This is a genomic window from Bacillus sp. ISL-35, assembly GCF_018613355.1.
GTDB lineage: Bacteria > Bacillota > Bacilli > Bacillales > Cytobacillaceae > Mesobacillus.
In genome coordinates this window covers 51,529-63,989 of sequence record NZ_JAGGQK010000026.1, presented here as the reverse complement: position 1 = coordinate 63,989, position 12,461 = coordinate 51,529, and the positions used below count along the sequence as shown (strand labels likewise).

At 41.8% G+C, this 12,461-nt stretch carries 16 protein-coding genes and 1 pseudogene; 11 read left to right on the top strand and 6 right to left on the bottom strand.

The window, feature by feature from the left end; translation table 11 throughout:
* The first annotated feature begins 225 nt into the window (after positions 1–225).
* Together J7E38_RS22845 and J7E38_RS22840 are read left to right on the top strand one after the other, a co-directional pair.
* Complete coding sequence (locus J7E38_RS22845; protein WP_214710161.1) at positions 226–474, top strand: hypothetical protein; 249 nt, start codon at positions 226–228, stop codon at positions 472–474.
* Between the two features lie 361 nt (positions 475–835).
* Positions 836–1,609 (top strand): TerC family protein, encoded by a 774-nt coding sequence (locus tag J7E38_RS22840; RefSeq protein WP_214710159.1) that lies wholly within the window; start codon positions 836–838, stop codon positions 1,607–1,609.
* A gap of 103 nt (positions 1,610–1,712) precedes the next feature.
* On the opposite strand, the gene J7E38_RS22835 is transcribed toward J7E38_RS22840, so the two are convergent.
* The 3 genes from J7E38_RS22835 to J7E38_RS22825 all read right to left on the bottom strand — a co-directional run bounded on the left by J7E38_RS22835 (position 1,713) and on the right by J7E38_RS22825 (position 4,151).
* Positions 1,713–2,471, bottom strand: a complete 759-nt coding sequence (locus J7E38_RS22835) for a nucleotidyltransferase domain-containing protein (protein WP_214710157.1) — start codon at positions 2,469–2,471, stop codon at positions 1,713–1,715.
* Between the two features lie 4 nt (positions 2,472–2,475).
* The gene (locus J7E38_RS22830; protein ID WP_214710155.1) at positions 2,476–3,327 is read right to left on the bottom strand and encodes a patatin-like phospholipase family protein; all 852 of its coding nucleotides are present in this window, start codon (positions 3,325–3,327) and stop codon (positions 2,476–2,478) included.
* A gap of 74 nt (positions 3,328–3,401) precedes the next feature.
* Entirely contained in the window at positions 3,402–4,151 is a 750-nt protein-coding gene (locus J7E38_RS22825; RefSeq protein WP_214710153.1) for an AAA family ATPase, read from the bottom strand.
* Between the two features lie 237 nt (positions 4,152–4,388).
* Here J7E38_RS22825 and J7E38_RS22820 point away from each other — a divergent pair, with 237 nt between their 5' ends.
* The 4 genes and pseudogenes from J7E38_RS22820 to J7E38_RS22805 all read left to right on the top strand — a co-directional run.
* Positions 4,389–4,721 (top strand): YnfA family protein, encoded by a 333-nt coding sequence (locus J7E38_RS22820; RefSeq protein ID WP_215038968.1) that lies wholly within the window; start codon positions 4,389–4,391, stop codon positions 4,719–4,721.
* A 206-nt stretch (positions 4,722–4,927) separates the two neighbouring features.
* Positions 4,928–5,161 carry a glutaredoxin family protein gene (locus J7E38_RS22815; RefSeq protein ID WP_215038967.1) on the top strand — a complete coding sequence of 78 codons (234 nt, stop codon included), beginning with the start codon at positions 4,928–4,930 and terminating at the stop codon, positions 5,159–5,161.
* A gap of 123 nt (positions 5,162–5,284) precedes the next feature.
* Positions 5,285–5,830 (top strand): signal peptidase I, encoded by a 546-nt coding sequence (lepB, locus tag J7E38_RS22810; RefSeq protein WP_214710149.1) that lies wholly within the window; start codon positions 5,285–5,287, stop codon positions 5,828–5,830.
* 48 nt (positions 5,831–5,878) lie between these two features.
* Positions 5,879–5,980 (top strand): annotated as a pseudogene (locus J7E38_RS22805) (SDR family oxidoreductase); the annotation flags it as partial.
* Between the two features lie 52 nt (positions 5,981–6,032).
* Here J7E38_RS22805 and J7E38_RS22800 read toward each other — a convergent pair.
* Positions 6,033–6,197: a hypothetical protein gene (locus tag J7E38_RS22800; protein WP_214710145.1), complete on the bottom strand. Its 165-nt coding sequence runs from the start codon at positions 6,195–6,197 to the stop codon at positions 6,033–6,035.
* Between the two features lie 156 nt (positions 6,198–6,353).
* Here J7E38_RS22800 and J7E38_RS22795 point away from each other — a divergent pair, with 156 nt between their 5' ends.
* The 4 genes from J7E38_RS22795 (at position 6,354) to J7E38_RS22780 (ending at position 9,747) form a co-directional block, all read left to right on the top strand.
* A complete protein-coding gene (locus J7E38_RS22795; RefSeq protein ID WP_214710143.1) occupies positions 6,354–7,379 on the top strand; it encodes an STAS domain-containing protein in 1,026 nt (341 codons plus the stop codon).
* 149 nt (positions 7,380–7,528) lie between these two features.
* A complete protein-coding gene (locus J7E38_RS22790; RefSeq protein ID WP_214710141.1) occupies positions 7,529–8,065 on the top strand; it encodes a sigma-70 family RNA polymerase sigma factor in 537 nt (178 codons plus the stop codon).
* Entirely contained in the window at positions 8,066–8,473 is a 408-nt protein-coding gene (locus tag J7E38_RS22785; RefSeq protein ID WP_214710139.1) for a PadR family transcriptional regulator, read from the top strand.
* Between the two features lie 5 nt (positions 8,474–8,478).
* Complete coding sequence (locus J7E38_RS22780) at positions 8,479–9,747, top strand: FtsW/RodA/SpoVE family cell cycle protein (RefSeq protein ID WP_214710136.1); 1,269 nt, start codon at positions 8,479–8,481, stop codon at positions 9,745–9,747.
* Between the two features lie 78 nt (positions 9,748–9,825).
* On the opposite strand, the gene J7E38_RS22775 is transcribed toward J7E38_RS22780, so the two are convergent.
* Both J7E38_RS22775 and J7E38_RS22770 read right to left on the bottom strand, forming a co-directional pair.
* Positions 9,826–10,089 (bottom strand): hypothetical protein, encoded by a 264-nt coding sequence (locus tag J7E38_RS22775; protein WP_214710134.1) that lies wholly within the window; start codon positions 10,087–10,089, stop codon positions 9,826–9,828.
* Positions 10,090–11,014: 925 nt separating this feature from the next.
* Positions 11,015–11,806, bottom strand: a complete 792-nt coding sequence (locus J7E38_RS22770) for a TIGR00266 family protein (protein WP_214710128.1) — start codon at positions 11,804–11,806, stop codon at positions 11,015–11,017.
* Positions 11,807–12,133: 327 nt separating this feature from the next.
* Between J7E38_RS22770 and J7E38_RS22765 the strand changes: the two genes are divergently transcribed.
* Positions 12,134–12,424 carry a heterocycloanthracin/sonorensin family bacteriocin gene (locus tag J7E38_RS22765; protein ID WP_214710126.1) on the top strand — a complete coding sequence of 97 codons (291 nt, stop codon included), beginning with the start codon at positions 12,134–12,136 and terminating at the stop codon, positions 12,422–12,424.
* Positions 12,425–12,461: the final 37 nt, after the last annotated feature.

Genomic DNA, 12,461 nt, shown 5'->3' with positions numbered 1-12,461 from the left:
GGGCACCTTTCAAGCCAAAAGATACCCTTATGCAGGGGATCAAGTTAACATAAGGGCACCTCTCAAGCCGAAAGATACCCATATGCAGGGGATTTCCCTCCCATAAGGGCACCTTTCAAGTCACGAGATGCCGTAGATCTCTCGCATAACTTTAATTTATATAACACATTCAGAAAAAAATGGTATAATTGATAGGTCTGATAAAATTTCTAAAGTGGTGTTAGTGTGGAGCTTGCTTTTTCCGCTATGGCCTTGGTGTTCATCGTCTCGACGGGCGGTTTCATCTGGAAAAACAGAGATAAAAGGCAGGGCAATGGGGCAATTGTTGGGATGATTCTTTTATCCAGTTCTTCTGTGCTGGTCGCTCTGGCGTTAAAATCAATCTTTTCCCTTATATTTTACGGCTTGCAGCTCATCCTGTTGGTTATGGCTATTGGTATGGCATTAAAGAAACAATCCAAGATACACCACTAAAAGTTTTGTGCATTATTTTGGACAAGCTTCTTTTTTTCCCGAAATAAAGAGATAATTGTTGAATATTTTCCCGAAAAAATATAGAGTATTATAGTCGATATTGGTAAGTTTATCTATACCCTCTAAAAGGTATATTGAAATAGATAAATGTAGGTTAGATAGAATGGGACTCGGTAAATTGTGCGGATTGTCCGAGGTTTTATGGGTCATTCTATTGATAACTACAGTAGAAGTGTCTGGGTTGTTTTTCGATAAATATTCTTTCCGCCTAAAAACGCATTACGGCTTGCTGCTAAACTGCGTATAATAAAAAGAACGATTTACGAAAAGAGCCTGAGGCAAAGAGGAAGGAGAGAGGTTGATGGAATCAATTTGGCTTGAATATGCCTGGGCATTATTGATATTGATCGGTCTGGAAGGTTTATTATCGGCCGACAATGCTCTAGTATTGGCAATTATCGCAAAACATTTACCTGATGATCAAAAGAAAAAGGCGATCAGCTATGGTATACTCATGGCGTTTGTCTTCCGCTTCGGTGCACTATTTGCGATCTCTTATATTGCAAACGTCTGGCAGGTACAGGCAATTGGCGCAGCGTACCTACTATACCTGGGATTAAAACATGTCATCCAGGCTAAATTTGGTGCGAAAAATGAGGATATACATAAAGAGGATGAAAAAGAAGCAAGGGGATTGGGATTCTGGCCGACTGTTGGTAAAATCGGTCTGGCAGACCTCGCGTTTGCGATTGACTCAATTCTTGCTGCAGTCGCGCTTGCCCTTGGACTTCCGGACTCACCGCTAGGAAACTTTGGCGGAATGGACGGGGGTAAATTCCTCATCGTACTTCTTGGAGGAATTGCCGGCCTAATTCTGATTAAATATGCAGCAACCTGGTTTGTTAAGCTGCTGGATGAGCGCCCTGCATTAGAAACAACTGCTTATGCGATTGTTGCCTGGGTCGGAGTAAAATTGGCGGTTATAACCCTTGCTCACGAAAAGATTGCCATTTTGGATCATGATTTCCCGCACAGTACATTGTGGACGACCATTTTCTACGGTGTATTAGTAGCAATTGCCCTGATTGGCTGGTTTGCTCCAGGCGAGAAATCCAAGGGTGAAGGACAAGCCTAAGATTAACATAATAAAAAGTGCGTATGATCCAGAAGGGTCATACGCACTTTTTTATTTGGAGGACCTCTATGGGCTTTATTTTACTGTTGCTTGGATCATGGGGTCAGAACTCCATCATTTTGTTCCATAACGGGAGGATTTTTTCTGGTTTTGCTACTTCGCTGAAAATCCATTTGGATTCCTGTTCCAATAAATCCCGAATCAGCATCACAGCTGTTGTATGTTTTTGTGGCGTGATCTGCTCCTGAATTTCTGCCATTTTCTTCAACATTCCAATTGGCAATGATGATTTCAATGTCTTCATTCCCAATAGGGCGCGATCAGGTTTATATCTATGCAGCAGTACCCTTGCCAGGTGTGCCATAACTTGATTGAGCAAATTCACCGACCATAAATCATTCCCTCGGCCGGCTGACTTTTTGTATTGAAAAAGAAACCAGGCTATATCGTCAACAGCGTCCTGAAACTCAGCTGCGGATAATTGAAGAGTTTGAGAAGCTTCAAATTTCTTCAATCGATTTTGCGGATCATAAATTATTTTAAAAAAGTCCTTTTTAACAAAGGTTTCCTCGGTAACCGTAAATAAATCAACATGCAGCAAGTTTTCGTAAACGGCAATGATTTGTGGGGCGATGATGTAAATATCATCATAGAAAAGCAATTTTCCGTACGATTCCAGATGGTTGATTCTGCTCTCAAGAAATGTGGTGAGATCATCCGGTTCAACAAGACAGTACAGATCAAGATCAGAATGTTCATCCTGTTCACCGCGTCCTACAGAACCTTTAACAAAGATGGCTTGAACTCTTTTATCCTTAACAAGGCTGTTTGTCAAAACATCCAGAGCTTCATTAACCTTCATTGAATCACGCACCTAGCCAGTCGTTTACCTGAGCGAATTTTTCCTTCGCGTCTTCATAGCCTACTTCATACAACCGGGTCAGTTTTTCTGGATTGCGTTCTACACGGCCAACCTTGAGGTCCATTGATGGCCGAATGACGATCACTTCATTCCTCGCTTCGAGAGCTTCGATGTAATCGAGCGTTTCATTGTACATTTTATACCGTGTTTCGAGCGCTTTGTGCAGTCCTTTGAAGTCTTTATACACATACCGCGGCAGCCAGGAAAAAGAAGACTTTTTCTTCCGGTATCCTTTTGGCTTCGTCAAGACGATTACGCCTTTTTGGACTCCGTCTGCCTTTGCTTTCCTGATTGGAATCGGATCGGATATGCCGCCATCCATAAGGGTTTTCCCCCTAAACTCAATTGCCGGTGCCATGAAAGGAAGCGTGCTGGAAGCTCTGATGATTTTAAGAATATCCTCTGGGACATCATTTTTGTTAAAATAAACTGGTTCACCAGTGAAGCAATCTGTCGTGCCAATCATAAAGGTTTCCGCGGCACTGTTGAATGTCTCGAAATCAAAGGGTACCAGCTCGTTTGGAAGTTTATCAAAGATGAAATCCATCCCGAACAGTTCTTTTTTTAACAGCAAGTTTCGGTAAGAAATATAATCTTGATGGGTGACATAGTCAATCGTCACCTGCTTGTTTCGCCCTGGCTGCCTGGCAATATAGGAAGAGCCCTGGCACGCACCAGCAGAAACGCCGATGATATATGGAAAAAATAAATCATTTTCTAAAAAATATTCAAGTACCCCTGCGGTGTAGACACCTCTCATACCTCCACCTTCAAGGATTAAACCGCTGCTATACACTCCAATTCCCCCCCTGGAATTTTATTTCTATATAACATTTTAACACAGGCCATATAGGATTATATCCAAGATGATTACTCACTCAAAAGGTGATGGATCATTCTTGATCTGTCTTCGAAAAATTGCTTCATGATCCGGTAATGATTCGTCTCTTCCAACTCTCTTTTAAAAATGCCATCATCACTGAATTCAAATATCGTGGCATCCGGATAAGCCATGATGATGGGGGAGTGGGTAGCGATAATCAACTGGGAGTTTTCCCGGACGAGATCATGGATACGGGTAAGCATCGACATTTGCCTTAACGGGGAAAGTGCCGCTTCTGGCTCGTCCAATATGTAAAGACCATTTCCGCGAAAACGGTGAAGGAAGGTTGAGAAAAAAGCCTCACCGTGTGATTGTTCGTGGAGAGACTGCCCGCCAAAAGAATGAATGACCTTTGGGCCTCCGAGTATTTCACGATCCATTTCTTCGATATTGGAAGCAACATTATAAAAACTCTCCGCACGGAGGAAAAAGCCATCCTGTGGCCGTTCGACTCCTTTTACAATCCGCAGAAAATTCCCCATTTCAGAATGAGAGTCATAAGTTGAGAAATTGAAATTAAACGAACCACCTTCAGGATTAAAGCCTAGACCAACTGCAATCGCCTCAAGTAAAGTCGACTTACCCATCCCGTTCTCGCCAATCAAAAATGTCACCTTAGGGTGTAAATCTAATTCATTTAGATTCTTAAGGCTTGGAAGATTAAACGGGTAAGAATCGATAGAATATTCTTCATCCGTTTTTAAACTGACACTTCTCACATACTGCCAATTGAGCATAAACAACCCGCCTATATTGTTTTTCTTATTTTATCATGAAGGAATGGGCCCTGGAAAAAAACGAGTAAAATTTCCAATTCGCTATATAAAGCTGAAACTCGCTATAAAAATGAAAAAGTCGCTATAAAAACGAAAAATACGCTATAAAATCGAAAGAAGGCTCTAAAACACTAGGCTGCGCGGTCATCCAAGCATGTTTTTTAGTTATAATACTGTTACAAACACAATTAGGAAGTGATGACGATCTTTAGTGCAATTATTTTATTCATTTTAGCGGGTATTGCTGAGATTGGCGGTGGATATTTGATCTGGCTGTGGCTGAGGGAAGGAAAACCACTTTATTGGGGAATCGGAGGCGGATTCGCGCTCGCTATATATGGAGTCATCGCAACGTTTCAGGCCTTTCCATCTTTCGGCAGAGTCTACGCAGCATACGGAGGAGTGTTCATTGTTCTGTCGGTATTATGGGGCTGGGGAATCGACAAGAAAACGCCAGATTTATACGATTGGGTTGGAGCGGCGATTTGCCTGGTGGGAGTATCTGTGATGTTGCTGGCACCCAGACAGTAACCGATTCCGCGTCTATGAACTAATGTTTTCAGTATTTTTGTAAGGATTACTCATTCTTGTCTTCTTCTTAACCGATACCTCCCATCCTGTTTTTTTTCACCGAAATAGGGAAAAACAATGGTATCCCGGTGCAAATTTTTTGCAAGTATTTAGCATAACTGGGATAATACATTGCAGGGTATAAAAATTATAAGGAGGCATTTAAAATGAATGATATTACAGTTTACACAACAAACACTTGACCTTACTGCACAATGATGAAACAATTCCTTGAGGGTCAAGGATTAAACTACAAAGAAGTTAATGTACAATACGATCAACAAGCTGCACAGAAGCTGGTTGAAGAAACTGGCCAGATGGGTGTACCGCAAACAAAAGTGAATGGCAACTGGGTACTTGGTTTTGATCCGGATACGCTGATGCAGTATGTGAAAAAATAAATTTTAACGAAAAAAGGGGCCTCGGCCTCTTTTTTTTTGTGGAAATTGATATAATGAAAAGAAGGAATTCCACGCTTTTATGTGGAACCTCTAAATGACTGAAACTAGAGAGGGTGCAGTTCTATGGTAAAAGAACGAAATGAACTTTGGGAATGGACTAAGGCTTTCCTGATTGCAATTTTATTGGCATTTGTTATACGTGCCTTTCTATTTACTCCAATTGAAGTAAAAGGTGCTTCCATGGAACCAACTCTGCATAATGAAGAGAGAATGTTCGTCACAAAGGTCGGCGAACCAAAACGGTTTGATATTGTCGTTTTCCATGCAACCGAGGAGAAGGATTATATTAAAAGGGTGATTGGACTCCCAGGCGACCGTGTAGAATATAAAAACGACGTCCTTTATATCAATGGCAAGCAATATGATGAGCCGTATTTGGATAACATCAAAAAGCAATTGATTGATGGACCGCTGACAGGGTCTTTTACATTGGAAGAGACTGCTGTAGGAGCTGAAGTCGTACCTGAAGGCCATGTTTTTGTGATGGGTGACAACAGAAGGAACAGTAAAGACAGCCGTCACATCGGCGCCGTACCAATTGAAAATATTGTAGGCAAGACAAAAGTCGTTTTTTACCCGTTTAAAGAAATGAAGATTCTAGGCGATTAATATAATCTATAACACAGCGCATTGATCAATGGATCGATGCGTTTTTTCTTTGTAATTGCTCCAACATATGTATACTTAGCCTCTGATAATTCAAGGTTTGTCACAGGACAGACGTTGCATGTAAACGGTGGCCAGCTAATGGGCTCATAAAGACATGGGAGCTCCCATGTTTTTTTAGAAAAAAAGAAGGAACGTGTTTCCACTAATCCGTCCTGATGGCATCAACCTTATTTTGTACTTTTGCGTTATGATATATGGTTAATCCTAAAATAACGGTACTGACCACTCTAGAGACGAGCGAGCTTCCGACCAGCAACCGGTCTTTTTGGGTACTCTTCATCATTATCACCTCACTTTCGATATTCATTAACTTACCCCAAAGAATAGAGGGTAAGCTTGAGTTAAGAAACGTAATTACAGAAAAAATTACAAATTTGCAGGAAATTAGGAAGGTTAAGTCGAAATATAAATGATAATAAATCTCAATATACATTTTACATACTATGACTAGTGAGGGATTTAAATGGAGATGCAAAAGGATCTTATTGTTGGCGGCGTAGAATTAAAATGGGACCTAAATTCAGGTCAAGTATTATTCGAGGGTGGAGACGTCGTTTTTTTCTGGGTGTCTGCAATGAAAACCTTTTTTGACACAATCAATGAAATTACAGGTGAAGAAGCAACAAACCTTGTACTAGAGGCCACTGGTTTCCGACAGGGCATCATTGTTGGCGAAGGATTCAAGGAAATGAAGGAAATCAATACTTCGAACATTGTGGAATGGCTGTCCAATACATACGTACCAGCAGGATGGGGATATGTAAGAGTTGAAAAGATGAATGTCGATACAAAGAACTTCACCTTATATATCCAGGATGACTGGGAATACAAAATGAACAAATTAAACCCTGGGGAAAAGCAGGGGAAGCATGGGATCTTCGTTCCTGCACATTATGCTGGGGTTTTTACCGGTGTATTCGGAAGGAACTTCTGGTATAAGATCATTGAATATCAAAATGAATATAATCCATATACGGTTGTTGAATATTTCCCATCAGATATGAATATCCAACAAAATATTAGCAAGCTGGCAAGGAAGCAAGAAACTAAACACATCCAGGAATTAGAGAGCCTGGTGGCGGAAAAAACAAAGATGCTCCAGGACCTGGTGAAGGAACTATCTTCACCGCTGATTCCGGTACTTGAGGGGATTGTCGTCGTCCCATTGATTGGCAGATATGATGAAAACCGTGCGGAGGATCTGATTAACAACACCTTGAATAATTTGCCCAAGCATCAAGCAAGATACGTTTTGCTGGATCTTACAGGATTGAATAGGGACATTTCCACATACACTGCAGAGTTGATAGATAAACTCGGTTCAGCAGCCAGATTGTTAGGAGTGGAAGTCATTCTTGTAGGAATTTCAGCCGAACTGGCAATGGTGATCACCAAAACAATGACCGGACTGAAAAAATACGAATGCCTCCAGACACTTCAGCACGGAATCTATTACGCACTCGGGAAAAGCGGGAAGAGCATTGTATAGAGACTAAGCACTTGAAAAATCAAGTGCTTTTTTTAATGGGGGATTTAACCTCATTAAGCCTGAATACGGCAACACCTTTATTTGGTATTATAAATACTCAAAAACTTATTCTAAAGAGCGTCGTCTATAACTATGAAGGGGGAAAGGTTGTGGATGAAATTACATCAGAAATGATTGAAATCGATAACTCGGGAGAATTAATCGATGAAATCATGGATAAATACGGGAAGGAGATTCTGCAGCTCGCATTCTCGTATGTGAAAAATAAGCAAATAGCCGAGGATTTGACTCAGGAGATTTTTGTGAAATGCTATAAATCGCTACATACTTTTAGCGGAAATTCAAAGTTCCGTACATGGCTTTGGAGGATTGCGTCCAACCATTGCAAAGATTATTTGAAAAGCTGGTATAACAAAAATGTCTTCGCGACGGATTATCAGCCTATTTATGATTCTATTCAATGGGATGGTGTCGAGGAGAGAGTGATCCAGGATGAAGTGGATGGAGAACTGGCCGCAGCGGTCATGGACCTGCCAGCTGATTATCGCGAAGTCATTTATTTATTTTATTTTGAAGAGTTGACAATCAAGGAAATATCCTCGATCACTGAAATAAAAGAAAACACGGTGAAGACGCGGCTTAAACGAGCAAAAGAACTCTTGAAGGAAAGATTGGAGGCAATATAAATGGAGAACCGCCTGAATCGCCTCCGAAAATCTATGGAGGAATCCGCTTTTAAACAGTTGAGTTTTTCAGAAAAGATGCGAAGGGAAGTCCACCAGCAAATCAACAGGCCTAATGAGAGTGAAGAAATGATTACATTGGCAATCCTGCAGCTTCTTCATACTGAAAAAACAGGCTATGAGTTGACCGGACTGCTAAGAGCCCGGGGCTTCCGGAAATTCGAGGGAAATGAAGGTTTTTTATATACCTTCCTGCATCGTCTTGAACAAAAAGGATGGATAGTTTCTGCCTGGAAAGAGGATGGAACAAAAGTCTACCTGGTAGGGGATAAAGGCAAAAGGTACCTTCTGAAGCAGGAAAAGTCTATTGTGGCAACCCGCAACTCAATCAAGGGGCTGCTGGAGGAGTGATGGGTGTGAGTAAGAGATGGGATCATTTTTTAAGCGAGGTCATGAACCATATCCGTTCAAAGGAGGCGAAGAAATTCGTAGCTTCAGAACTGGAATACCATTTAAATGAGGTAAAGAAGGAATGGAACGGCAAGGGAATGAGTGAAACCGAAGCGGAAGAGAAAGCTGTCAGCCAGATGGGCAGTCCCTCTAAGCTCGGACATGAAATGAACAAACTGCATAAGCCAAAGGTGGATTGGCTGCTCATCGGTTTGCTGGTCATCACAATGGGGCTGAGTTTCCTGCCATTGATTACAGCAGGTGATGGGTTAGAAAATGATTATATCGCGAGAAAGAGTATTCATGTACTTCTTGGCATCCTGCTTGCTGTTGTCATGATGTTCATTGATTATCGGAAGTTTGAAAATAAAGGTTACTTGTTTTATTCGTTAGGTGTCTTGCTGCTCGTCGCTTTAATAACCATTCCAAATTTATATATTAATGGAGTTCCGTATTTAATGGTGGGACCCTTCCAGGTATCAAGCTTTATGGCTCTTCCATTTTTGTTCCTGGCCTGGGCTTCGTTTTTCAGCAACGAGAAGATCAAACTGTGGCAGCATTTCTTATTGTTCGGTGTGGCCCTTCTATTATTTGTAGCCATCCCGAATTTGTCTGTTACATTTCTTTATGTAACCATGGTGTTTGCCATGATGTGGTGGAGTACGATTAAAAGGAAAACGGCGATTATTCTCACCATCATTGCTGGTCTTGCTTTCATCTTCTTCGGCACTTTGGCATGGTTCACAGTAAAAGAATACCAGCTCGCCAGATTGTTAGGATTCCTTCATCCGGAAAAATATCCAGATAACTGGGGATATATGTATCTGCAATTAAGAGGAAGATTGGACTCAGCTGGATGGTTTGGCTCAGCTGCAGAAAGTAAGGCTTTGCCATTTGAACATACTGATTATGCCTTCCTGAACCTTATGTATCATTACGGATATTGGTTCGCCATTATGCTGTTCGTCATTCTATCTTTATTCGCTGTAAGGATCCTGATGATATCGAAGTCGATCAACAGTAAATATGGAAACCTGTTGCTTTTCGGTGGCTTAACCTTGTTCCTTGTCCAATTCATTTATAATGTTGGAATGATTCTTGGCGTATTCCCGCTGATCTCCATGTCCCTCCCGTTCATCAGTTACGGGTTATTGCATATGCTTTTCAATGCTTTTATTATGGGAATGGTGCTTAGTGTTTTCCGGAGGAAGGACATCACTTTAAAGAGGGCATAACGAAATGTATTAAATCAAATAGTGTTACTAAAATTAAGCTCAGAGACAAAATCTCTGAGCTTTTTACATTCTGTCGTATCACAATTTGATCAGAAGTTGCTTTTCTGATAGCTGGTTTTTCAAGGTTAATAGATTTGGGAATGAGTCTTCCTCGGAAGCCCCGAGTTCAAATATAGCATCGGTGATTTCAGTTAAAAGGGAAGTGTCATCCACACCATCAAGGAAAAGCTTGAACTCCTGGTAGATTGACTGTTTTTGAGGTTCTAAGAGGTTCGATTTAAGAAATAGCTCGTCCAGTTCAAGGTAAATAAAAGATCTTTGTGATTCAGCGATTTTACTCATTTATTACCACCCCTGATCTTTTGATTATAGTGAATCTATTACTATTATATGGAACGGTTGTTCTGTTTGTAAACTGATAATTTACATTATTCTTAATTTTGCTTGCTATTATTTTAAAAAAGAATCAATCAGAATGTGGGTACGGACAAAATCCCCGCACTCCCAATGGAATTTGTCCGAAGTAGGTGCAAGTTCGGACAACACTCCGTCTCGGCCAAGAGAAATTGTCCGAAGTAGGTAGAAGTTCGGACAAAACTCCAGCTCTACCAGTGAAAATTGTCCGAAGTAGGTGCAAGTTCAGACAAAATACCTGCTCTGCCAGTGAAAATTGTCCGAAGTAGGTGCAAGTTCAGACAAAATACCTGCTCTGCCAGTGAAAATTGTCCGAAGTAGATGCAAGTTCAGACAAAAATCTGGCTCGGCCAAGAGAAATTGTCCGAAGTAGGTAGAAGTTCGGACAAAACTCCAGCTCTACCAGTGAAAATTGTCCGAAGTAGGTGCAATTTCAGACAAAATACCTGCTCTGCCAGTGAAATTTGTCCGAAGTAGATGCAAGTTCAGACAAAACTCCGTCCTGGCAAGAAGAAATTGTCCGAAGTAGATGCAAGTTCAGACAAAACTCCGTCCTGGCAAGAAGAAATTGTCCGAAGTAGGAGCAAGTTCAGACAAAACTCAGGCTCAGTCAGGAGAAAGTGTCCGAAGTAGATGCAAGTTCGGACAAAACCTCGGCTCAGTCAGGAGAAAGTGTCCGAAGTAGGTGCAGGTTCAGACAAAACCCCAGCTCGGCCAATGAAAATTGTCCGAAGCAGGAGCAAGTTCAGACAAAACACTGGCTCGGCGAAAAGAAAGTATCCGAAGCAGGTGCAAGTTCAGACAAAACACTGGCTCGGCGAAAAGAAAGTGTCCGAATTTCTTCTCCAATTAATCAATCGCCATCCAGCATACGGAAGACTCCGCCTAGTACACTGCCTTCACCTTTATTTTGTCCTCCGCCTTGGGGTGCTGCGGCAAAGACTCTGCTTGCAAGTCGGCTGAATGGAAGGGATTGGATCCATACTGTTCCTGGTCCTCTCAGTGTAGCGAAGAATAATCCTTCTCCGCCAAACAGGGCGGTTTTGATGCCTTTTACCATTTCAATGTTATAATCCACATTACTTGTCATCGCTACTAGACAGCCTGTGTCGACGCGGATGACATCTCCTGCCTGGAGTTCTTTTTTATGTATGGTACCGCCGGCATGAACAAAGGCCATTCCGTCTCCTTCTAGCTTTTGCATGATGAAACCTTCGCCGCCAAAGAATCCGGCTCCTAGCTTCCTCTGGAACTCAACTCCAACAGATACTCCTTTTGCAGCTGCAAGGAAAGCGTCTTTCTGGCAGATGATTTTTCCGCCTAGCTCGCTCAAATCCATTGGAATGATTTTTCCTGGGTAAGGGGAAGCAAAGGACACATGTTTTTTGTCATGTCCGGCATTGGTGAAGGTTGTCATAAAAAGGCTCTCGCCAGTCAGCAGTCGCTTTCCTGCGCCGAACAGTTTGCCAACAAGACCGCCGCCGCTTCCGGAACCATCACCAAAAATCGTTTCCATTTCAATTTGCTGGTCCATCATCATCAGACTGCCAGCTTCGGCGACAACCGTCTCGCTCGGATCTAGTTCAACCTCAACAAACTGCATGTCATCACCGTAAATTTTGTAATCAATTTCATGATTCCTCATTTATTACCCTCCAAAATGAATCAATTTTATAGCTCTATTGTACATCTTTGATATGACGTTTGCAGAATATTTTGTAGTGAAAAAAACTTACTACTAAAGGTGTTTGGCTTTTGTTTTGTATTCCTTACATATTGCCTCTAAATTCCTCTTTTTCCCATCACCACACAAAATAGGCTTTTGCATATGTGACAAAGGCCCTTTTGTCGACATAAATTGTTGAAGAGTATTCAATAATGTTTGCAACTTTTATACGGAAACATATCTGGTTAGCTCTTTGTTTTTTGTTGTGTAGAACGGCCCTTTATTATTTGGAGGAGGTAAAGAAAAATGATGAATGATTTTCATAATGAGCTGCAAATGCTGAATGTTGGTGATTTCCAGGCAACTCAACCTGTCAGCTGGGATCAAAGCGTGTACCACCATGCAGGAGATGAGCGTTTTCTAGGTTTGGGTTTGGGTGGCTTTGGCGGCTGCTTCGGGTTCTCTTGCTTCTTTAGCTGCTTTGGGTGCGGAGGTTTCCGTTGCGGAGGCTGTTTCCGCTGTGGCGGCTGCGGCGGTTGCTTCCGTTGTGGAGGATGCGGTCGTTGCGGCGGCTGTGGCCGGTGCCATCGGGGTTAAAATAATATAGTTTTTAAGGAAAGCTCCTGCAAATGGA